General features: G+C 44.2%; 17 protein-coding genes and 3 pseudogenes. 9 read left to right on the top strand and 11 right to left on the bottom strand.

Going from position 1 to position 22,966, the window contains the following annotated elements:
• Positions 1-46: 46 nt before the first annotated feature.
• A complete protein-coding gene (locus CZ434_RS11680) occupies positions 47-1,924 on the top strand; it encodes a zinc ribbon domain-containing protein (RefSeq protein WP_077623304.1) in 1,878 nt (625 codons plus the stop codon).
• A gap of 228 nt (positions 1,925-2,152) precedes the next feature.
• A complete protein-coding gene (gene gcvPB / locus CZ434_RS11675; protein WP_077621591.1) occupies positions 2,153-3,613 on the top strand; it encodes an aminomethyl-transferring glycine dehydrogenase subunit GcvPB in 1,461 nt (486 codons plus the stop codon).
• 53 nt (positions 3,614-3,666) lie between these two features.
• Here gcvPB (CZ434_RS11675) and CZ434_RS11670 read toward each other — a convergent pair.
• A pseudogene (locus tag CZ434_RS11670) lies at positions 3,667-4,335 on the bottom strand (IS3 family transposase); the annotation flags it as partial.
• On the opposite strand from CZ434_RS11670, the pseudogene gcvPB (CZ434_RS11665) reads away from it, so the two are divergent.
• Positions 4,326-5,300: pseudogene (gene gcvPB / locus CZ434_RS11665) on the top strand (aminomethyl-transferring glycine dehydrogenase subunit GcvPB); the annotation flags it as partial. The pseudogenes CZ434_RS11670 and gcvPB (CZ434_RS11665) overlap by 10 nt on opposite strands.
• A 53-nt stretch (positions 5,301-5,353) precedes the next feature.
• On the opposite strand, the pseudogene CZ434_RS21735 reads toward gcvPB (CZ434_RS11665), so the two are convergent.
• Positions 5,354-6,471, bottom strand: a pseudogene (locus CZ434_RS21735) (IS3 family transposase); the annotation flags it as partial.
• Positions 6,472-6,647: 176 nt separating this feature from the next.
• Positions 6,648-8,237, bottom strand: coding sequence for a bifunctional metallophosphatase/5'-nucleotidase (locus tag CZ434_RS11650; RefSeq protein WP_077621594.1), 1,590 nt, complete (start codon positions 8,235-8,237; stop codon positions 6,648-6,650).
• Positions 8,238-8,467: 230 nt separating this feature from the next.
• Here CZ434_RS11650 and CZ434_RS11645 point away from each other — a divergent pair, with 230 nt between their 5' ends.
• Positions 8,468-9,349 carry a glycerophosphodiester phosphodiesterase gene (locus CZ434_RS11645; RefSeq protein WP_077623303.1) on the top strand — a complete coding sequence of 294 codons (882 nt, stop codon included), beginning with the start codon at positions 8,468-8,470 and terminating at the stop codon, positions 9,347-9,349.
• 61 nt (positions 9,350-9,410) lie between these two features.
• Here the strand turns inward: CZ434_RS11645 and CZ434_RS11640 are convergent, their stop codons facing one another.
• From CZ434_RS11640 to CZ434_RS11625, 5 genes are all read right to left on the bottom strand, one after another.
• Positions 9,411-10,613 (bottom strand): S8 family peptidase, encoded by a 1,203-nt coding sequence (locus CZ434_RS11640; RefSeq protein ID WP_245830976.1) that lies wholly within the window; start codon positions 10,611-10,613, stop codon positions 9,411-9,413.
• A 391-nt stretch (positions 10,614-11,004) separates the two neighbouring features.
• A complete protein-coding gene (locus tag CZ434_RS22170) occupies positions 11,005-11,148 on the bottom strand; it encodes a hypothetical protein (protein ID WP_179107250.1) in 144 nt (47 codons plus the stop codon).
• A 198-nt stretch (positions 11,149-11,346) separates the two neighbouring features.
• A complete protein-coding gene (locus CZ434_RS11635; RefSeq protein WP_077623302.1) occupies positions 11,347-11,589 on the bottom strand; it encodes a stage VI sporulation protein F in 243 nt (80 codons plus the stop codon).
• Between the two features lie 219 nt (positions 11,590-11,808).
• Entirely contained in the window at positions 11,809-12,468 is a 660-nt protein-coding gene (locus CZ434_RS11630; protein ID WP_077623301.1) for a YczE/YyaS/YitT family protein, read from the bottom strand.
• 122 nt (positions 12,469-12,590) lie between these two features.
• Positions 12,591-13,364 carry a MerR family transcriptional regulator gene (locus CZ434_RS11625; RefSeq protein WP_077623300.1) on the bottom strand — a complete coding sequence of 258 codons (774 nt, stop codon included), beginning with the start codon at positions 13,362-13,364 and terminating at the stop codon, positions 12,591-12,593.
• Between the two features lie 87 nt (positions 13,365-13,451).
• Here CZ434_RS11625 and CZ434_RS11620 point away from each other — a divergent pair, with 87 nt between their 5' ends.
• Positions 13,452-14,141, top strand: a complete 690-nt coding sequence (locus CZ434_RS11620) for a CPBP family intramembrane glutamic endopeptidase (RefSeq protein ID WP_077623299.1) — start codon at positions 13,452-13,454, stop codon at positions 14,139-14,141.
• Between the two features lie 58 nt (positions 14,142-14,199).
• On the opposite strand, the gene CZ434_RS11615 is transcribed toward CZ434_RS11620, so the two are convergent.
• Complete coding sequence (locus CZ434_RS11615; protein WP_077623298.1) at positions 14,200-16,008, bottom strand: beta-L-arabinofuranosidase domain-containing protein; 1,809 nt, start codon at positions 16,006-16,008, stop codon at positions 14,200-14,202.
• Between the two features lie 170 nt (positions 16,009-16,178).
• Positions 16,179-17,063: an AraC family transcriptional regulator gene (locus CZ434_RS11610; protein WP_077623297.1), complete on the bottom strand. Its 885-nt coding sequence runs from the start codon at positions 17,061-17,063 to the stop codon at positions 16,179-16,181.
• A gap of 287 nt (positions 17,064-17,350) precedes the next feature.
• Between CZ434_RS11610 and CZ434_RS11605 the strand changes: the two genes are divergently transcribed.
• The 4 genes from CZ434_RS11605 (at position 17,351) to CZ434_RS11590 (ending at position 22,558) form a co-directional block, all read left to right on the top strand.
• Entirely contained in the window at positions 17,351-18,679 is a 1,329-nt protein-coding gene (locus CZ434_RS11605) for an ABC transporter substrate-binding protein (protein ID WP_077623296.1), read from the top strand.
• Positions 18,680-18,748: 69 nt separating this feature from the next.
• Complete coding sequence (locus tag CZ434_RS11600) at positions 18,749-19,717, top strand: carbohydrate ABC transporter permease (RefSeq protein ID WP_245830975.1); 969 nt, start codon at positions 18,749-18,751, stop codon at positions 19,715-19,717.
• Between the two features lie 78 nt (positions 19,718-19,795).
• Positions 19,796-20,557 carry a carbohydrate ABC transporter permease gene (locus CZ434_RS11595; protein WP_077625164.1) on the top strand — a complete coding sequence of 254 codons (762 nt, stop codon included), beginning with the start codon at positions 19,796-19,798 and terminating at the stop codon, positions 20,555-20,557.
• Between the two features lie 45 nt (positions 20,558-20,602).
• Positions 20,603-22,558, top strand: a complete 1,956-nt coding sequence (locus CZ434_RS11590) for a glycoside hydrolase family 127 protein (RefSeq protein ID WP_077623295.1) — start codon at positions 20,603-20,605, stop codon at positions 22,556-22,558.
• A 244-nt stretch (positions 22,559-22,802) separates the two neighbouring features.
• On the opposite strand, the gene CZ434_RS22165 is transcribed toward CZ434_RS11590, so the two are convergent.
• On the bottom strand, positions 22,803-22,946 hold the full coding sequence (locus CZ434_RS22165) for a hypothetical protein (protein WP_179107249.1): 144 nt from the start codon (positions 22,944-22,946) through the stop codon (positions 22,803-22,805).
• Positions 22,947-22,966 lie beyond the last annotated feature (20 nt).

Here is a 22,966-nt window from a genome sequence, read left to right as displayed (position 1 = left end):
GGTGTCTGTTCTTTCCTGAAAATACAACACACATAGGGAGGCTAACATGAAATTTTGTAATCAATGTGGTAAGGAAATAGATACTAGCAAGAAATTTTGTGTAAATTGTGGAGCTTCATTAACGAACAACAAACCATCACCTTCGAAACAGCCAGACCGGAGATCGGAAAACAAAGCGCCAATGTCACCTAAAAAGAAGAGACAAATAATTATTGGCTCTACTATAGCGGCAGTGCTGGTTGTTTTTTATTTTATCGGAGCACATTTTACTTCACAAGAACGACTGGCCAACTCTTTTGAAGAGGCTTTGGCTGAAGGCGATTCTAGTAAGATAGCTGACTTGTTGTCCTACCGTGATCAAGATTTAACGGTCACAACTGAGGGGGCAGAAGCTTTTGTCAGATATATAGAAACTTATCCAGAGGACAAAGAACTACTAGTCGATTCAGTGAAGAAACAAGCAGGTGCTCTTGATGGCAACAAAGCTACTGCAGAAGATGAAGTTTGGGATTATTTGCTTGGTGAGGAAGAATCCTTTGTCCAACTTGAGCAGGATGGTAAATTTTTGATTTTTGATAAATATAAATTATACATAGATCCTATTTATGTGAAACTACAAACGGAATTCAAAGGAACAAAGCTGTACAATGGGGAAGAGGAATTGGCAGAGGCATCCAGTAATGATTTTTCTCAGGAAGTTGGCCCGTTCCTTCCAGGTATTTATACTTTCTCGGCGGAATATAAGCACGAGTATATGGATGTGAAAGAAGAGCAAGATGTTGAAATAACCCCTTATAACAATAATTCAACAATAAATCTATCTGTAGACGGAGGAACTGTGTACTTTGACTCGGCATTTGATGATTCCGTAAAAAGTCAGGTGATCATCAATGGGGAATCGATGGATTTCAATGCATTTTCTGAGGAAGCCTTCGGACCGGTGGCTTTCGATGGCTCGATGGAAATGGCTGTTGAAGCAGAGTTCCCGTGGGGGAATATGACTACAGAAACAAAAACTTTAGAGGATGATTACTTTCAAGTGGATTTTGCCATGAGTGAAGATATGGAAAAATCTTTAATAGATGCTATTGCTAATCATTATACTTCTTATATGAAAGCTTTAGAAAAAGGCGATGTCACTCTTGTTGAAAATATGTCAGAGGATATGAACGACGATTTTGAAGACGAAGTAGGAGACTATAGCCGAGAAGATTATATCTATACAAAAGAAACAACCAAGCTAGAAATGGATACAGGCAAATTCTACTTAAAAAGTACCGATGACGGTTTCCAGTCTACCGTTTATTTGAGAGAAACGGGGAAAGAGGATTTTTACTATAAGGAAGAAGAACCAGAGCTGACGGAAGATGAGAGCTACTGGGCATATGATCTCCTTTATGAGGATGAACAGTGGGTCGTTATTTATAAAGAGGTACCATGGGGAACTCCTAGTGAGTTTGAACAAGTAGCCGATGTAATCGAAGAACCTGTTTCCATCACACTTGATAATAGTGGAGAAGGTAAACCGGAAGAAGATACAGTGACAGCTCAAGCTGATGAGGAATCAGATAGTGGCATAGAGGAATCCTTGAAAGTATTGTACGACAATTATCTGACTGGACTTATCGCAGCTATAAACAGTGGTGATTACAGTAAAGTCGAACCGTTTATCAAGGCAGGAAGCAAGCTGGAAACCGCACAGCGCGACTTGGTAGACCGGTTAAGCGAGAAGAATATTAAGGAAGAACTACAGGAGCATAACTTTGCAGGATATGATTCTAATGGTTCAGACTATGTTCTGGATACATCAGAAACAATCAAAATTAATTATCAGGACGGAACTTCTGAAGTGTTGGATTATAACTGGAAGTACACGGCCGTAAAGGTTGGAGATCAGTATAAACTAACTAATATTGAAGAATAAGGGAGATAATGAAAAGGATAAACACCCAAGCCTGGCGCATCTGAACTGACGCAGAGAAATGAGACTGAATAAAACACCTAAGCTGCCATAGTCCTGAATTCTATAGGGCTTTGGTAGTTTAATTTTGTAAAAGGTCGTATATAGTTGTAATAATACATGTACGACNAGTAACGGAGATCCGGACGAAAAATGAGATTGATTCTTTTGTAAGAGAAATGAGGGATATTAATGGATAAACAAGATTTTCCTTTGATTTTTGAACATAGCAAGGAAGGAAGGACAGGCTTCAGCCTCCCTGACCTAGATGTTCCTGAAACAAATCTTGAACAAGAATTGGATGAAGTATATGTCCGCAAAGAAGCACCTGCCTTGCCGGAAGTAAGTGAACTGCAGATCATCCGTCATTATACGGCTTTGTCAAAACGGAATCATGGGGTTGATTCAGGTTTTTATCCGTTAGGGTCTTGTACGATGAAATATAACCCGAAAATGAACGAAGACATTGCCAGACTTGAAGGTTTCAGTCATATCCATCCGTATCAGGAAACAGAAACCGTTCAAGGCGCTTTGGAAGTCATGTATGATTTGCAAACATCACTTGCCGAAATAACTGGGATGGATGAGGTCACCCTTCAGCCGGCAGCTGGAGCACAGGGTGAATGGACAGGTTTGATGATGATCAGGGCTTTCCATGAAGCAAATGGCGATAGAAACAGGACAAAAGTTATCGTACCCGATTCTGCTCATGGTACCAATCCGGCATCGGCGACAGTTGCTGGGTTCGAGGCTGTAACAGTTAAATCGAATGAACGTGGTACGGTTGATTTAGAGGACTTAAAAAGGGTTGTCGGAAATGACACAGCTGCTCTCATGTTGACAAATCCCAACACACTTGGTCTTTTTGAAGAAAACATTGTGGAAATGGCGGAAATCATTCATCAGGCAGGCGGAAAACTTTATTACGACGGGGCCAATTTGAATGCCATAATGGGCTATGCACGTCCGGGGGATATGGGCTTTGATGTCGTCCATTTGAACCTTCACAAAACTTTTACAGGTCCGCATGGCGGGGGTGGTCCAGGTTCCGGTCCGGTGGGTGTTACCAAAGAATTTGCCAGATTTTTACCTAAACCATTGCTGACTAAGCAAGGGGATACTTTTGGATTTGATTATAACAGGCCCGATTCTATCGGCAGGGTGAAACCGTATTATGGTAATTTCGGAATCAATTTGAGAGCTTATACGTATATCCGGACAATGGGGGCAGAAGGTCTCAAGAAAGTCAGTGAATATGCTGTCCTTAATGCTAATTATATGATGCGGAAATTGGAACAACAATTCTTCCTCCCGTACACACAGCATTGCAAGCATGAATTTGTCTTATCAGGTAAAAAGCAGAAGAAACAAGGTGTCCGCACCCTGGACATCGCTAAACGACTGCTTGACTTCGGCTACCATCCGCCAACCATTTATTTCCCGTTGAATGTAGAGGAAGCCTTGATGGTGGAACCGACCGAGACAGAATCAAAGGAAACTCTTGACGGTTTTATAGAGACAATGCTTCAGATTTCCGAAGAGGCAAGGCATGACCCCGAAATTGTCCAGGAAGCTCCGCACACCACCGTCGTAAAACGTATGGATGAGACGACCGCTGCACGAAAGCCTGTTCTAATGTATGTAAAAGAATAAGCTGACAAAACCCCCTTGGGAGTGAACTGACCCAGAGAAATGAGACTGAATAATAATTTTGTAAAAGGTCGTATATAGTTGTAATAATACATGTACGACTCCACTTTTTCTAGTACAATAGAGTTTGTAGGTTTCACCCTTATTTGGGTGTTGAATTCTTCCGACTTTAGCGAGGAATGGAAGGATTCGATTACGGCATTATCAAAGCAGTTGCCTTTTCGGGACATGCTTGTGATAATGCCTTTTTCTTTAGCTAGCTCCTGAAAAGCATACGAGGTGTACTGAGCCCCCTGATCACTGTGTAAAATGACTCCATGTGTCTCTCTTCTTTCACATGCAGCCTCCAACGTGTCTAAGACTAAATGAACCTCTTGGGTATCGCTTACTCTATAAGCTATAACTTCATTGTTGTATAAATCCATTATGGTGGACAGATAAAGCATTTTTTCACCATAAGGTAAGTATGTAATATCCGTTACCCACTTTTGGTTAGGGTGATCAGCCTGAAAGTTCTGTTTGAGAAGGTTCGGAACGATACATTTACCCTCCCCGGCGATATGGGACTTTCTTTTCTTTTTCACTCTCTCTCTACATTGGATGTGATACTTTTGCATAACCTTTTGAACAGTTTTTCGGTTGACCTTGATCTTATAATCATTCTTCAGTATGCCTCTTACATTTCTATGGCCAAGTCTGTAAGAGAACTGCTTACAAACNAAAAGTTATCGTACCCGATTCTGCTCATGGTACCAATCCGGCATCGGCGACAGTTGCTGGGTTCGAGGCTGTAACAGTTAAATCGAATGAACGTGGTACGGTTGATTTAGAGGACTTAAAAAGGGTTGTCGGAAATGACACAGCTGCTCTCATGTTGACAAATCCCAACACACTTGGTCTTTTTGAAGAAAACATTGTGGAAATGGCGGAAATCATTCATCAGGCAGGCGGAAAACTTTATTACGACGGGGCCAATTTGAATGCCATAATGGGCTATGCACGTCCGGGGGATATGGGCTTTGATGTCGTCCATTTGAACCTTCACAAAACTTTTACAGGTCCGCATGGCGGGGGTGGTCCAGGTTCCGGTCCGGTGGGTGTTACCAAAGAATTTGCCAGATTTTTACCTAAACCATTGCTGACTAAGCAAGGGGATACTTTTGGATTTGATTATAACAGGCCCGATTCTATCGGCAGGGTGAAACCGTATTATGGTAATTTCGGAATCAATTTGAGAGCTTATACGTATATCCGGACAATGGGGGCAGAAGGTCTCAAGAAAGTCAGTGAATATGCTGTCCTTAATGCTAATTATATGATGCGGAAATTGGAACAACAATTCTTCCTCCCGTACACACAGCATTGCAAGCATGAATTTGTCTTATCAGGTAAAAAGCAGAAGAAACAAGGTGTCCGCACCCTGGACATCGCTAAACGACTGCTTGACTTCGGCTACCATCCGCCAACCATTTATTTCCCGTTGAATGTAGAGGAAGCCTTGATGGTGGAACCGACCGAGACAGAATCAAAGGAAACTCTTGACGGTTTTATAGAGACAATGCTTCAGATTTCCGAAGAGGCAAGGCATGACCCCGAAATTGTCCAGGAAGCTCCGCACACCACCGTCGTAAAACGTATGGATGAGACGACCGCTGCACGAAAGCCTGTTCTAATGTATGTAAAAGAATAAGCTGACAAAACCCCCTTGGGAGTGAACTGACCCAGAGAAATGAGACTGAATAATAATTTTGTAAAAGGTCGTATATAGTTGTAATAATACATGTACGACTCCACTTTTTCTAGTACAATAGAGTTTGTAGGTTTCACCCTTATTTGGGTGTTGAATTCTTCCGACTTTAGCGAGGAATGGAAGGATTCGATTACGGCATTATCAAAGCAGTTGCCTTTTCGGGACATGCTTGTGATAATGCCTTTTTCTTTAGCTAGCTCCTGAAAAGCATACGAGGTGTACTGAGCCCCCTGATCACTGTGTAAAATGACTCCATGTGTCTCTCTTCTTTCACATGCAGCCTCCAACGTGTCTAAGACTAAATGAACCTCTTGGGTATCGCTTACTCTATAAGCTATAACTTCATTGTTGTATAAATCCATTATGGTGGACAGATAAAGCATTTTTTCACCATAAGGCAAGTATGTAATATCCGTTACCCACTTTTGGTTAGGGTGATCAGCCTGAAAGTTCTGTTTGAGAAGGTTCGGAACGATACATTTACCCTCCCCGGCGATATGGGACTTTCTTTTCTTTTTCACTCTACATTGGATATGATACTTTTGCATAACCTTTTGAACAGTTTTTCGGTTGACCTTGATCTTATAATCATTCTTCAGTATGCCTCTTACATTTCTATGGCCAAGTCTGTAAGAGAACTGCTTACAAATATTTATGATCAGTTGATGAAGATAAGGCAGTTTATCTGATTTCTTCTTCCAGCGGTAATAGGTGGATTTAGGCACACCGAAACACTCACATATTGTCATCACGGTGTACTTATGGCTTAACACTTCTACAACTTCGACGAATACTTCTGGGACCACTTCCTTTCGATTTCTTGATACTTTCCCATCATTTCTTCCCTCATCTCATAGTAATTAACTTTCTTCTTGAGCTGAGACAGTTCACTATTATCTTCTGGGCCTTTTCCATAAGAATATTGTTTCCCAATAGGCTGAGACAACCTATGTTCTTCTCCCTCTCGAAACCATTTCATCCATGACTTAATCTGAGACTTATTTTTGATTCCGAATTTCTGCATAATTTCCCTGTTCGTTAGATTCCCTTCAAGCTTCAAGCGAATAACTTCCTTTTTTATTTCTTCTGGATAAAACCTTTTCTTTCCCATAAGAAAAACACCTCCAAATGTCGATAATTGTATATACGACTCTTGGGGTGTTTTATCCTGTCTCATATTATTGGGTCACTCTAGCTTCAGGGGAGCCTTCTTTGTGATAATAGAGTGCAACCTAATGCTATGGCTTTATGAAAGGACGGGCCATCCCTTCCTACTTATGCATATGCCTATTCCACTCTAATCCTATCAACCTCATCTGGCGCATCAACTTCTCCCTCCATGCCTTCTAAATACTCAATCATCGCATCCAAGGCAAGAGGACCTGCCACCTCATCTGCACCATCAGTTAACACGGTAAACCCGTCGCCGCCTTCAGCCAAGAAGTTGTTAACCGTAACCGTGTACGGTTGTTCTAGGTCAATTGGATTTCCTTCACTGTCGCTAATCTCTAATACTCTATTTCCAACCGGAGCCTCATCATCCCAAGTATACTGTAGTCCTGAGATTTGCAGGATGTGCGTAGAATCACCTTCCCATTGTTGTTCTAAGACGGCTTTTATCTGTTCTCCGGTCAGTGTCATTTCCACTAGGTTATTACCAAATGGCAGCATGGTGTACAACTCACCCCAAGTGATCGGACCTTCGTCCAAGTCAGCTCGAATACCACCTGGATTCATGAAAGCAAAGTCAGTAACCATTGCAGCACGATGCGAATCAGCTACTAAGTTACCGAGTGCAGATTCTCCGCTGTCATCCTGTATGGAGGTAATTGGTTCTGAGGCATTCGCAATTACTTCGTCCACCAAGTCCTGAATGTCAGCTTCGTAAGTATCAACCATGTTTGCCACTGTTTCATCAGGTTCGATTTGATCATGGTAAGTGGTGACGATTTTAGCTTCTTTAGAAACGATGTCTTTTGTCTTCGGGTCAATCATTAAGTCGACGTCAGAAAAAGCTGTACCACTTGAATAGGATTGAACAATTAACTTTCCATCGATTACTGTATTGGCGTAATCGTGATTATGTCCTCCGAATATGACATCCACTTCGTCATCGATTTGCGGCGCGAATTCGACAACGTCTCCTGATGGCTTGGAACCATCTTGGTCAGAAGAAGCGGGGACATGGGCTAGTACAACAATCGATTGAACACCTTGGTCCTTTAGCTGTTGGACGGCATTGTTGATCGCTTCTGTTTCATCGGTAAACGAAAGGCCTTTAATTCCACTTGGAAGCACACTGTTTTGCGTTTCCGTTGTGACAACCCCGACAAATCCAATCGGCATGCCGTTTACTTTTTTAGTCACATACGGGGGCAGGATGTGTTCACCTGTATCCTCATCGACTACATTTGCCACTGTATAAGGGAAAGAAGCTCCTTCAAAGTCTCCAGTTTGCTCATGTTCCCCTCCATAAATTAAACGGTTCATCTCTTCCACGCCTTCATCAAACTCATGGTTTCCAACCGTCCCTATATCAAAGCCAAGTTTGTTGAGTATGTCAATGGTCGGCTCATCCTGTAATAGTGAGGATACTGGCGAGCTTGCACCGACAGCGTCTCCTGCGTGAACGAGCAAGGTATTTTTATTGTCTTTTTCGTATTGTTTTAGATATGCAGCAAGATACTCTGCTCCGCCAGCCTGTCTTCCATCGATGTCCTGGTATATATCCAGTTGTCCATGAAAATCATTGATTCCCAGCAGCTGGACGTGTTTGTACCTGTTTTGATAGTTGTCGTTTCCAGCCGGTGCTGCGGAAACGGTAGTGCTAAAGAGAGCCACGGATAGAAGGGCGGCTGACAACATTTTTTTCCACATAAAATACCTCCTAGTAGTAATTCTATTAATCCACTTTTCTCCAATGTATAAGTTAAGGGGGAAAATGAACAGGGCAGAAAGTAGGGTTCTACTGGTGTTTAGCCTTCTATATCCCTGGGAAGTTTCTATCATTTCTCGAGATTTACCATAGCTTAACCTTCTATTAAAAGTAGCTAAATAAAAAGACTATATCCTTTTTGGTGAGTACAAAACCGGAAAGGATGATAGAGATGAAAAAAGTGGTCAGCAGTGTACTTGTTGCAGCAACGATGTTCGGAAATGCCCATTTTGCCGTTCAGGAGGTGTCCGCAATGGAAAAGAATCCGCTGAACGAAAAGAAAATTCTCAATGTAGCGCATAGGGGAGCATCTGGTTATGCGCCGGAACACACTATTCCAGCCTATGAACTTGGTGATCAGCAAAAAGGGGATTATGTGGAAGTAGACTTACAGATGACAAAAGACGGCGAGCTTATAGCCATGCATGATGAAGAATTAGATCGCACGACAAATGGATCAGGATACGTTAAGGATTATACCCTGGAAGAGATCAAACAGCTGGATGCAGGTTCCTGGTTCAATGATAGATACCCCTCCTATGCGAAGGATGACTACATAGGTCTGCAAGTCCCGACGCTTGAAGAGGTTATCGAGAGATTCGGCCGCAGTGCAAGGTATTACATCGAAACCAAATCACCGGAGGTTTACCCGGGAATGGAAGAAAGACTGTTGGAAATCCTGGAAGCATATAAGTTGATTGGTCCTAATCCCGCATCCAGTCAAGTCATTATCCAATCTTTCAGTCCAGAAAGCTTAAAGAAAGTACACGAGATGAATAATGATATTCCACTTGTTCAACTTATTTCATATAGCTCACCCGCCGAAATTACAGAGGAGGAACTGGTAGAGTACAGCGAATACGCAGTGGGCCTTGGTATGAATTATACTCAGATCGACCGAGAGTACGTGGAAAAAGTTCGGAGTCATAACTTACTCATTCATCCTTACACGGTAAATGAGAAAGAAGATATGAGAAAGCTGCTGGAGTGGGGAGTAACTGGAATGTTTACGAATTTTCCGGATAGGTTGGAGGAAGTGTTGAAAGAGAATTAAAAGAATACAAAAACCGAGTCTGTAATATACAGACTCGGTTTTTTGTATTCTGTATGGAAAATCAATACCTCACCGCATTATAAGAATTAATCCGGCCATGCTCAAAGTAACTACCAGTACCACTTATTGGATCAGCAGTCTGCTCAATTGCCTGACGAATCTCACTGTTAGAACGCCCCTGTCCCGCAAGTAATCCTGCAAGCCCGGCCACATGCGGGGAAGCCATTGAAGTTCCCGACATGTAAGCATATCCTCTGTTCGGTACTGTCGCAGCAATATCGACACCAGGTGCTGTTACATCGACCCAAGCACCATAGTTAGAGAAAGAAGCTCTTCTATCATAGCGGTCTACCGCACCAACAGCGATGACGTTTGAATAAGATGCAGGCTCAAAGGTAGTCGATACACCATCGTTACCGGCAGCTGCAATAACTGTCGCCCCTTGGCTCCAAGCATAGTCGACGGCATTTTCCAATGTCCTGGTATTACAATCACATCCAAGTGATAGATTGATAACTTCTGCTCCTGCGTCAGCGGCGTAACGTATTCCATCAGCAATGTCGGCTAGTGATCCATTTCCACTTGCATCCAACACACGGACAGCCAGGATGGCTGTGTTAGGAGCCATACCGCTCACCCCTGTACCGTTATTTGTCTCTGCAGCAGCAGTACCAGCTACATGGGTGCCGTGGCCGTTTAGATCCTGCGGGGTATAATCATTATCAATAAAATCATAGCCTCTTATTGTCTTTCCATCCAAATCAGGATGATTATAATCTACGCCAGTATCCAAAACGGCAATTTCTTGGCCGCTGCTTCCTCTTGTAATATCCCATGCATTATCGGTGTATGTGTTCTGTGGTCCATATTGGTAATAGCTGTAGTATGAATCATTCGGCGTCCATGCAGCACTCATCACGTAATTCGGTTCTGCATATTCTACCTGCGGATTTTTAGATAGAGCTTTGGCAACGGCTTCCACATTGCGGACTTCGAGTACTTTGAATGGCGATTTTACACTGTCTTTGTCCTCCACTTCTTTTACCCGTGCATTGTTGAGTGCATCTTGTTTTTCTTTTTTACTGACTTTGTCTTTGAATTTTACGATGACCTGTCCTTTGACATATTCTCCTTTTTTGACCTGGACTTCGACTTGCCCTGGTTCTGCTGGTTTTATTTCCTGTTCCTTTTCAGCTGCATTACTGATCGCTGGAAATGCCAAAAGGAAAACCATGGTGAGTGAAGTGATCCATCTCTTTTTCAATACAAACTCCTCCTTTTTAGTAGTTTCCTAGGTTGTATTCGTGAATTTAGGAAAAATACCTATCTGAAAGAGATTGGGAAAGTTTGGGACGTAAACGAGCTGTTTAGAAGCATTCTGTAGGGACTGGTGTCATTTATGAGTCCTAGATACCAAGTGTTAAGTAGTCTGTTACCGCTATTTATCCACCAAGTAGTAAAAAAGGCTGTTCGCGCTTCTGGGAAGTTCGTGCCCAACCACGATATTATAACTAGCTTATTTCATTCCTAAGGCTAAAAAATTTTCCGGAAAATAGACTTCTTATAACAGTAAAAAGGCTGACTATGAGCAGCCAGCCTTTTGATTATTAACTATATTTTCAAGTAATGGATTAATTATAAGTATCTTTACCGAGTTATTGAGTAATTAAATCTTCATTTCTGGAACGAGTAGGAGCATCATTTGAATGTTGTTTGAAAAGATGTGAAACATAAGAATCTAGTTCAAATTTGTCCTCTCTGATGAATTCGTCTAACTTCACTTGTTTTCTTTGACGCATGTTGTTTTCCCTCCTAATCGTTTTGTCGTTTGTAGTTATATTATTCTCCGATTCTCTCTTTTTTAAACCTGTTAAGTTCATAGATTGATAGGTAAGTATTGGAAAAGGGCGGAGAATCAACGGTTAAAGCATAAAAATTAAATAATAAAAAAACAATGGATGAGTGTAGAAGGCAAGGGCCTCTACACTCTCTATTTGTTACTTCATCATTTTTTTAATAGTCGACTCGCTGATGTTGCTGTTTTGCAGCATCTTCACAATCATGTCTTCTGTTTGCTTAGGGACGCGTTTCCCGGCAAGCTTTCCAACTTGTCTGACCAGCTGCCTGGCTGTTCTTTCATCCTTCAAATCCTTGCCGCCGACAGCATTGGCGAGCTTCGTGACAGCCCTCATATCAACCCCTGTCTGTTTTTCTATTCTTTTAAGCATCTCTTGGTCCATTCATTTCCCTCCTTTATCAATAGTTTATGTTCGCGTTCTTGCAAGGCTTGGATGATTGTACATTTATGAGGAGATTGAGGGGATTGCCTAAGTTTCCGTTCGATTTCTTCCGTTTATTCTAGTTGCTTAAGGAGGAGGGTGATCCAGTGGAGGCTGATCCATGTAAAAAGGCACATATCAAAATATGTGCCTAAAAAGGATTACTATTAAATTCAAATTCTACGAAATGCGCTTTCTCAACCTGCCCATCTTCGGAAAAGGCTCCCCGTGCAAAATCGGTTCCGCAAGTTGAATCCTGAAATACTGGACAAGCGGCCCGGTCAGAAAGGCCGTGATGAGCGTACTTATGCCCACAATTGCTCCGAAACCAAAGCCTATCGCGACACATGTCACATCTGTCATCACGCGTGCAGCGGCGAAAGGGATTTTATTCTTTGTCAGCTTTTCGATGATAAACGCCATGGCATCATATGGGGCAATGCCAAGATCTGCTGTCATATAGAAAGCGACAGCTAAAGAACAAATGATAACGCCTACAAAAATGAGCGCGATTCTGGCAACCAAGGTCGGCTCACCGGCCCCCATGATTCCGAATAGATACACAAAGAAATCAGCTGTGAATCCGATGAATACCATGTTGACAATCGTCCCCGCACCAATAAAATTCCGCCCATAAATCCAGACAAAAGTTAATAGTACAATGTTTAAGATTAATTGATAGGCTCCCAAAGACATACCAACAAAACCGCTAACCCCCAGGTTCATTGTCGTGAAGGGATCGGTACCGAAACTGCTCGTGATGAACAGCGATATGCCGAAGCCGATGAACAAGTTTCCTAAAATCATCATGATCATTCTTCTGGTTAGTTTAGATGTCATTTTGTTTTTCCTCTCTTTATCGTGCTGGTAAAGCGCTGTCTTTTATGCTTGTACAAGTGTTCAGGAAAGAGGCTTAGGTGCTCGAGTCAGTGATCAACATGCTCCAATTCCTGATTGAGATCCTAGTTCACATTAGCAGGGATCCCATTTCGTTCATAAGAAACAATCGCTTCTTCCATGAACCTCATCACTTCCTTGCTGACCGGGTACAAGTTCAAGTCTGCGGATGTCTCCTCCGATTTCCTTGCTTCCCAAAACTTTTCCGCTAACGCTGTATCACCGTTGAATGTTTCATCCGACAATATAATCGTGTCATGGGCGATCAATTGACCATGCTTGGAATCGGGAGTTTTTCCTTCTTCCAGACATAATTCGATCCGTTTAATAATATTGATCCATTTCGCCATTTGATCAGGGTCTTGTTCCATTTTGGGCAACTGCTCCTGGAGCGTTTCCTGTTCCTCTTCATTGAAGAGGGCTTCCATTACTTCTTGTTTTCTTTGTTCCTTTTCCGACTGGTCTTCTTCCATGAACAGGGGCAAAAGGTGATCCCACTGGAGTTGTCCTTCCAGTTTTAAAATGTTGAAAAGTGTGTTGGTATGTTCCAGGGATCGTTCTAGATGGGTGATTTCATGTTCGAGCTGTTGTTTATGTACCTTGAGGGTTTTCTCTGTGGTGATTTGGCTGATGATGTTCTGGATATCCTTCAATGGCATGGATGTTGCTTTTAGCAGCAGGATTTTTTGCAATAACAGTATATTTTCGGCTGTGTAATATCTTTTGCCATGTTCATCTTTGTGAGCTGGTTTTACAAGTCCGATTTGATCATAATAGCGAAGCGTGCGTAAAGACACGTTCAATTGCTTGGAGACTTCTCCTGTCGAAAAATAATTCATATATTTCCTCCCGAAAAAGCTTGCTGGTTACGTTACGTCACCATGTATTCTAAATGTAGCATAGTTGAAGCACAGGGGGAATCATAAATGGAAAAATTTACTTCGATGAAATGGTCTTATCGGGAACTGGTTTTGCTACTTGGTCTTACACTTATCGTGGTTCCGGTGGCAATCGAATTTCTATTGCATGACTATTTGTATGACTTGTTTAAAGACCGCTTATATTCCGGTACACTTACCGGTTTGGTGATGGCCATTGTTTTTAGTTCGGGAGTGAATTGGATTGCGTTAAAGCCCCATCGACTGGGATGGAAGGCGGTAGGAGTACGTTCATTTGAGAAGTCTTATTGGAAATGGATTTTCATGTGGCTCGTTGTGCTTATTGCCGCCAGCATGCTGGCGTTAATCGTGATGGATTTTCTGCGAATCAGCGCCGAAAACACGAAGACAGCGTCCTTGAAGGAAAATCAGACATGGTTAACGGTCTCAATCGGATTTCTTTCGGCTGCGGTCATATCGCCAATTTATGAAGAGATATTCTACCGGGGATTCCTGTACAAGTGGTTCCGGATGAAGTGGGGAGTGAGCACAGGGATAATCGTGAGCTCTGTCATTTTTACCATCGTTCACATTCCTACCTATAATACGCTGCCAGTGAACTTCCTATCTGGGATTGTTTTCGCCTGGACATATGAGAAGTCTGGTTCGATTTTACCTGGGATGGTGATTCACGGGATGTTTAATGGGATTGCTGTGATTTTGATTGCACTGGGGTAAGTGAACTAGAGCGTTTTTAAAAATACTCCCCACTCGGCATGAAGTGGGGAGCACCTATTTACTTCTTCACCGGAAAATAAACAGTATAATGCTGATCCTCCACCTCGTACAGTGGAATAAACTTCAACCCACGGTCCTGCCCGATGGTACGGTAGCCGGGAAGCCACTTTGCCCATTCCCGTTCATTGTCAGGCGCGAGCATTGTTTCCGGCTTTTCTTTGTCCCCATATAAAGTTCTCTCTTCGTCGCTAAGTCCCGCCAGCACGATCGGACCATCCAGAAAGGCGATTGTGTCTGGTTCATCGGGAAGAGGAGAGGCGGTGATAGTCTTCGGCAGTTCGATTTGAATAACATCGCCGTTTGCCCATTTTCTTGTCAGTTGGCAAAAACCATTTTCGACAGGGACAGCCGCCTGTTCGCCATTTATTTTGATGGAGGGCTGTCCTTGCACCCAGTCAGGAATCCGCAGCGTTACCGTAAATTCGACATCACTGCCGGTTTCCATTTTTAGATCGGACGCCCAGCTAGTGGGTCTGTTTGTGGAGTCGACTGCTGTGTTCCGCAGGCCCCAATTCGTCTGTTCATTTTTTGTTTGAGTTATCCGGACAGGACAATTGTCATGCTGAAATTCGATTGTTGACGGGATGTATTGGGAGACGATGACTCCATGATCATTTTGGTAGTAGGTTAGATTGGCATAAATCGTATGGGCTTGTACCAACGATCCGTGGCAGCACCAAAAATGTTTGGTCGGTGTTCCCCATTTCTTTTTGGCCCCGGCGTGCAGGGGAAGAAAATACGTGATCATCCCATCGGAGGGGTTTTGCTGGGCCAATATGCCGTTATATAAGTTCCTTTCGATATAATCCTGATACGCAGCCTCTCCGGTCCAGCGGAACAAGTAGTCTGCCAGTCTGATCATATTGTAGACAACGCAATGCTCCTGATTTCTTTCCCCGAGCCTTGCCGCCAACTGTCCAGGTGGTGTCCACACTTCTCCGGCCGTCTGGCTTCCCGTACAATAAGCTTCCCTTTCCGTGACAGCCAGTTTCCAATACTTCAGGGTTATGTCGCGCCATTTCTCTTCACCGGTTACTTCGTAAGCTCTAGCGGCTCCATGGATTTCTGGAATGGTCGTATTTGCATGCATGTTTGTGAGCACATCTTTCTCTTCTAATACAGCATCGAACAGACTGTTGCGCGCATAGCGGTTCATCAGTTCCAGGTGCTGTTTTTTCTTGGTAACGGCATAAAGGTTGGCCCAAACTTCCATCATCGCCCCTGTTTCCACTTCCAAAATATCGACCAGCTGCTCTTCGGTTAAGTCGCCGGTCCAGCGGTAAAACCAATTGGACCATTGATCCATCACTTCCAATGCTTTGGTGCTCCCGGTGTAAGTGTGCATATCACTTAGGCCCATCAGGGTTTTGTGTAAAGTATAGTGTGGAGCCCATACTTGTTTTCCTTCGACAATCCAATCCAAATATTTTTCCGGGATGGAACCGACCCATTCCCCGCCGTTCTGCACTTGGCATCTGGATAGTTCTTCGACAATCCAATCAGCTTTCGCTTTTGCTTCATAATCATTTGTCGCTGCATAGAGTTGTGCTGCGGCGGAAAGCCAATGGCCCAAAAAGTGGCCGCGCAGTGGACATGTCGGAGATTCCCATCCCAAGTGGCCAGGCTCCCAGTGTTCATGGACGTGTGTCGCCGGCTCATACAAATTGGCTTCAATATAAAAGTTTTGCAGCAAGTCTTTCTTATCTAGTGACATCACGTATTCCCGGTTAAGTCTGGCTCTGTCGAGAAATAGTCCAGGCAAAAGACTGACTTTCCCGTAAGGTATCGCTTGTACTGCTTGCTCCATGTTACCCCTCCTGTTTCTTATATATTGTAATCGCTTGCAAAAGTTGGTTTATCAGATTATAGCATCACCCGACAACCATGTAAGTAGAGAAACGATTAGAAAAAGTGGATAATACTGACTTTCAGATCTGGTTGTGGAAGAAGGCGTCGAGCCAGGCATACCATCCTTGATCACTTACTATTCAAATGTGTCTTATTGAAAGCCCTTCGGTATTGAGTCGGTGTCATTTTTTCGTATTTTTTGAAGAGCCGCATGAAATACTTTTCGTCTGAGATTCCGACACGATTCGCGACATCTTTCACTCCGAGTCTTGTCCCGATCAACAATTCCTTCGCTTTCGACATTCGGAGCACATGGATATATTCCTGAAGGGTTTTACCTGTTTTCTTTTTGAAAAATCGAGATAGATAGTCTTTGTGATAACAAAACTTATCGGCGACATCCCCGACGGAGATTCCCTCGAGTGCATTGATACGCGTCCATTCGATGATTTCATTCAAACTTAAATGCATGTCTTTGACGTCGGTGGAGATAGAGTGGGAGATTGTCTGCTCGGATAGTTCGATCAGCAGGGATGTCATCAGGTAATCCATGCTCATGCGCGTGAAGTAATTGGCATTATCGACATGCAGTAGCTGATTGGACAGGATGTTGAGCCGCTGGAAAGCAGGCGGCGATGCATAGTTCGGCAGAAAAATATCTTTGATCGATTTTCTCGATTCAGGTTCTGTCCTGATTTTTATCACTTGCTCCTGATCTAGTTTGTCCTGGATGCTGATGCCCGAGCTCAAAAAATGGAACCAATAGAAAGAGACGTGTCTATTGCAGATCTGGTAGCCTTGATGCATGCAATCTGGAAAGAGAAGAAGCGTTTCGCCAGGCTTGACTTCATACTTTGTCCCCTCTTGTTCTATGTAGAGTGTTTCGTTGATGCCGATGATGATTTGAAAGCTGTCAATCACCCTTTTGGAATGGGTCCACGGCGTCTCTGTGACGAATCGTCCACCTGATACATATTGCACTGGTTTTTCAATATTGATCTGAAGAAAGCTCATTATGGTCCCTCCTAGTCAAAATCGTTGTAACCAAAGTAATTTACGGCATATGAATTTTTCATAAATTTTATCATCTTTTTCTGGTTTAGGAGTTCTAGTAATCAATGAAGTCAATATTGTCCACCTTTTGTTATAAAACAGCTACTTACACGTATTTGAAATGGTGATAGTATATTCGACAAGAAAGCGCTTTCAGTAGATTCGGAGATTGGTAGAGCTCGTAAATGGAGGTGAATTATAAGCTATTATACAGGCATTAATACCAAATTAAAATAGGGGGTATTTGAATGAAACGCTCACTCATGTTGGTGTTGGGGGCACTTTTATTATCATTCATGGTTCTGGCGGGATGCAGTGACAGTTCTTCCAATAATGCGAAGGGGGAAGAGGGTGCTGGTGGAAGTGATGATGGCAAGGTGACACTTGAGTTTATGGGGTGGGAAGCAAGTCCCCTTGAAACAGAAAGTGTAAAAAACGGACTGGATCAATTCATGCAGGAACATCCGAACATCGAAGTGAAATACACCCCGGTCCCGAATGAACAGTATGCTTCAAAGCTGTTGACGATGCTTGCGGGCTCTTCTGCACCGGACGTTTTCTTCCTGGGAGCGGAGGAATATCGTGATTTCCAAAGCAGGGATGTATTGATGGATCTTACGCCTATGTTAGGGGAGGATCTTTCGCTCGACGACTTTATTCCCTCTTCCCAAGAAATCATGGAGATAGACGGCAGCGTTTATGGCATCAGCAGTACCACGGTTTCCCCGGTGCTTTACTATAACAAGGATCTATTTGATGAAGCAGGTGTCGAATATCCACCGAGCAATCCGGAAGAAGCCTGGACATGGGATGAATTCAAAGCAGCAGCTGAGAAACTTACCATCAAAAATGGCGATAAAACCGAACAATACGGCGTGTACGGGCTTGAAACGGTCTATAATCACATGCCGCTCATATTGGGCAATGGCGGAGAAGTCTGGACAGAAGACGGGCAAGTCGCCTTGAACAGTCCGGAAACCGCTGAAGTCCTGGAAGAAATCAAGAAGTTGAGACACGAAGACGGAATCAGCCCTGCCGCCCAAACGCTGGAGAGCATCGGCATGAATGCGTCCCAAATGCTTCAAACAGGCAAAATCGGCATGATGGTCGAAGGTTCCTGGGCCTTGCAGGAGCTGGCTACGATGGGCTTCCCAATCGGAATGGCGCCGCTTCCGAAGATAGGACCTGAACCGGTGACACACGGCCAGGCCCATGTCCACGCTGCTTGGAATAAAACAGAGCATCCGGAAGAAGCCTGGGAACTGATCAAATTCCTGTCCTCGGAAGAATATCAAACAAACCTCGTCAGCGAAGGTTTATGGATGCCGAACAGGGTCGACATGTACAGTGAAGAAGGGGTAAAAGCCTGGTACAACGAAGCCGTACACCCGGAAGGATTCCTTGAACTGGCACCGTTCTTCAAAGATGCTGAGGCCTATCCATTCGCCCTTGGAACTAGTATCGCCGTCCGCGATATCATCAACGAGGAAATGGAGGTGTACATCAACGGCGATCAGACGCTGGAAGAAGCAATGGACAAAATCGACAAGCGAAGTGCAGAAGAATTGGCGAAATAAGCTTTGAATTTCTATCAAGAAGCTCCGGATTGACTCTCTGTCCGGAGCTTCCAATAAAAGAGGTGAGGAATGATGATACCAGAAAAGAAAGAAACTGCCATAGACAGCGAGCTGGTGGTAGAAAAACCGGTCTTGAAAGAGAAAAAGTCCAAATTGCAAAGTTTTAAAAACCTATTTTACAAGGATGGCACATGGGCGATTATCTTTTTACTGCCCCATCTGGTTTTGTTTCTTGCATTTATGCTCATTCCGGTGATCGGCTCGTTCATTTTAAGCTTTGCCAGCTGGGATTTGCTCAGCCCGATTGAGTGGGTCGGTTTCGGCAATTATGTAGAACTTTTCAACGATGAAGTATTTGTACAGGTTTTCTGGAATACGATTATTTTCACGGCGGTGTCGGTGCCTGTTGGAATTTTCCTATCCCTGCTCCTGGCAATTGCTCTCAATCAAAAGATCGGCGGAATCAAATTTTACCGGGTTGCCTATTTCTTGCCGGTAATCTCGTCGATGGTAGCTGTCGCGATAATCTGGCAGTGGATCTACAACCCGGAGTATGGATTGCTGAACTTCCTGCTGTCGCTTGTAGGGGTCGATGGTCCGAACTGGTTATCGAGTGAAACATGGGCGATGCCGGCTGTAATCTTGACAAGCATCTGGAAAGGGCTTGGCTTCAATATGCTGATTTTCCTGGCCGGTCTTCAAGGCATCCCGGATAGTTATTATGAGGCAGCCGACCTGGACGGTGCGTCCGTCATCCAGAAGTTCTATCATATCACCGTTCCCCTTCTGTCGCCGACGACTTTCTTTATCACCATCATGGCTATCATTCAATCTTTCCAAGTGTTTGACACCGTCTATCTGATGACAGGCGGCGGACCTGGCCGTTCTACTTCCGTTATCGTGCACTACTTGTACCAAAACGGATTTGAGTATTTCCGCATGGGTTATGCGAGTGCACAAGCATATGTCATGTTCTTCTTGGTGTTCGTGATTACGATCATCCAGTTCTGGCGTCAAAAACGGAACAGCATTTACTAGAAAGGAGGAACTAGCGTGAAACGGGATAAAAAGTTACGCATCATATCGCACATTATTCTTGGACTAGGTGCCCTGACGATGATCTTCCCCTTCATTTGGATGATCAGTACGTCGTTGAAAGAAATCGGGGAAGTGTTTGTCTTCCCGCCTACCTTTTTTGGGGAAAGACTGGTATTTGAAAACTATGCCGCCATCTCGGACCGTTTTCCATTCGGCCAATTTTTCCTGAATAGCTTGAAAGTGACTACGATTGTGGTGATTGCCCAGCTCATCACCGGCTCGATGGCAGGTTTCGCTTTTGCGAGGCTGCAGTTTAAGGGAAGGGATCTGCTGTTTCTTCTCTACTTGGCAACATTGATGGTTCCTCCACAAGTCACCATGATCCCGAACTTCATCACCATGACCCACTACGGATTGGTCGATACCCATGCATCTTTGTATTTGCCGCAGATGGCGAATGCGTTCAGTACCTTTTTGCTGAGGCAGTTCTTCCTTTCCATTCCAAAATCGTTGGAGGATGCTGCCAAGATCGATGGATGTACCCCGTTCGGCGTTTATTGGCGGATCTTCCTGCCGCTCTGTAAACCGGCACTCGCGACTCTCGGTGTCTTCGTGTTCATGTTCGTCTGGAATGATTTCATGGGGCCGCTTGTTTTCATCAATTCCATCGACAAAATGACATTACCGCTCGGCCTTGCATCGATGCAGGGGATGTACTCGACCAATTGGCCGGTACTGATGGCGGGAACAGTGGTAAGCATTGCGCCGCTGATTATTCTTTTCCTTTTGGCACAAGATTTCTTTATCAAAGGTGTGACACTATCGGGTCTGAAAGAGTAGATTCGTTAGTTCTAATATAAAAATAAAGTAGGGAGCTTGATAAGTATGCAAACCGTTCGCAAAACAGCCTTAAAAATGCAGCCTGTCGGATTGAAAGATGTGAAAATCGATGACCCGTTTTGGAATCCATGGCAAAAACTGGTCAAGGAAGCAATCATCCCATACCAGTGGGATGCACTGAACGACCGGATCGAAGGGGCGGAACCTAGCAGTACGATCAAAAACTTTGAAATCGCCGCCGGCAAATCAGAAGGAAAGCACTATGGAATGGTGTTCCAGGACAGCGATTTATATAAATGGATGGAAACCGTAGCGTTTTCGCTGTCGACAGAGCAAGATGAAACATGGGAGCAAACAGTCGATGAGGTTATCGACTTGTTGGAAAATGCCCAAGAAGAAGATGGCTACTTAAATACTTACTTTTCCGTCAACCATCCGGATAAAAAGTGGACGAATTTGAAAAACGATCACGAACTGTACTGTGCCGGCCATTTGATCGAAGCGGCCACCGCTTATTATGAAGCGACCGGAAAGGACAAGGTCATCCAACTGGTGAGCCGGTTGGTCGACCACATTATCAGCGTTCTGGGATCAGAAGAAGGCAAAAAGCCAGGCTATCCGGGCCATCCGGAAATTGAACTGGCCTTGATGAAGCTTTACCGGCTGACCGAAGACGAAAAATACATCAATCTATGTAAATTCTTTATCGAGGAAAGAGGGCGACGGAATCCGGAGCATTACTATGACATCGAATTGGCAGAACGAGGCGGTCCGAATCGTTCCGATGAACGGACCTATGAATATTATCAGGCTCACGAGCCGGTCCGTGAACAAAAGACGGCTGAAGGACACTCCGTCCGGGCGACCTATCTGTACAGTGGAATGGCCGACCTTGCTGCAGAATTGAATGACGAAGAACTGTTGGAAGCATGCCGCACCCTATGGGAGAATACGGTCAACAAACGGATGTACGTGACAGGCGGCATCGGTTCCTCCGCCCATGAAGAACGTTTCACCGTCGATTACGACCTGCCGAATGACAGGGCGTACACCGAAACATGTGCAGCAATCGCGCTTATCATGTGGGCGCACCGGATGGTACAGATCGATGCCGACCGCAAGTACACAGATATCATGGAGAGGGCTTTGTACAACGGGGCGTTAAGCGGGATATCGCTTGACGGGAAAGGTTACTTTTATGTCAATCCGCTCGAGGTGTGGCCGCACACTGCCAACTGCCGTCATGACATGAAAACGGTCAAGCCGACGAGACAGCAGTGGTTCGGATGTGCTTGCTGCCCGCCGAATATCGCCAGACTGCTTGCTTCCTTAGGCCAGTACATCTATTCCAGCAATGAGTCGGAGATATATGTCCATTTGTATGTCGGCGGTGAAACGGAAGTAGACGTAAACGGGCAGTCGGTCCGGTTGAAACAGGAAACGAATTATCCATGGGAAGGAAACATCAACTTTACCGTATCTTCCGATGCACCGACCGACTACACGGTTGCTTTAAGGATTCCTGCTTGGTGTAGAAACGCTGCCATCACCGTCAACGGGCAAGCCGTCGACTATTCGGAAGTAAATGGCTATGCGAAGATTCAAAGGGAATGGCAGGACGGGGATCAAATCAACCTGACACTTGAAATGCCAGTAGAAATAATACGCTCCCACCCTCAAGTAAGGGAAAACGCCGGGAAAGTCGCCTTGCAGCGCGGACCAGTCGTCTATTGCTTAGAGCAAGCCGATAACGGGGAAAACCTGCAGGACATAACGTTATCTGAAAACGCCGGCTTCAGCTCGAAGTTTGAAGCAGAGCTGTTGAACGGTGTCACTGTCATCACCGGAAAAGGATCGCAGACAGACGCCTCCAAGGTAGAGGATGAATTATATACGACGCGTTCTTTTGACAGAGTCGCTAAAGAAATCAAAGCGATCCCGTATTATGCATGGAGTAATAGGGGAGAAGGCGAGATGACTGTTTGGGTTAGGGAAGAATAAGTTGCAAAGTCCGGGTCCCTGGGGGACTCGGACTTTTTTTAGGCCATCAGTGGACGGGGAAATTATCGGGCTTTTCCGGGCGATTCTGCACATTAACGGGGCGATTCCCACCATAGTCAGGGAGATTACCCCCTGAAATGGGGAAATTAGCAGTGGTTTGGAACAATTTTAGTAAGTTAGGGGAAATGCAGCTGCTACATAAAGCAGCCCGCATCCTAGTTTTCCATACATCCCGGCGGTCCCTTTACTCGTCATCAACATTTTCATTTAAATAACTGTTTTCTCCAGGAGCAAAGTGGTCGTTTCTTAAATCATGAGCAGGGATGGTGATTTGGCTGTCCGTGCATTCATGTTCAAGCATTTCTTTGGAATCTCGTTCTTTTCTCATTTTACATACTCCTTCCTTTA

The organism is Sediminibacillus massiliensis (assembly GCF_900156915.1).
GTDB lineage: Bacteria > Bacillota > Bacilli > Bacillales > Amphibacillaceae > Sediminibacillus_A > Sediminibacillus_A massiliensis.
Note: the sequence above shows the minus strand (reverse complement) of the source record. Positions and strands in the feature narration are given on the sequence as shown.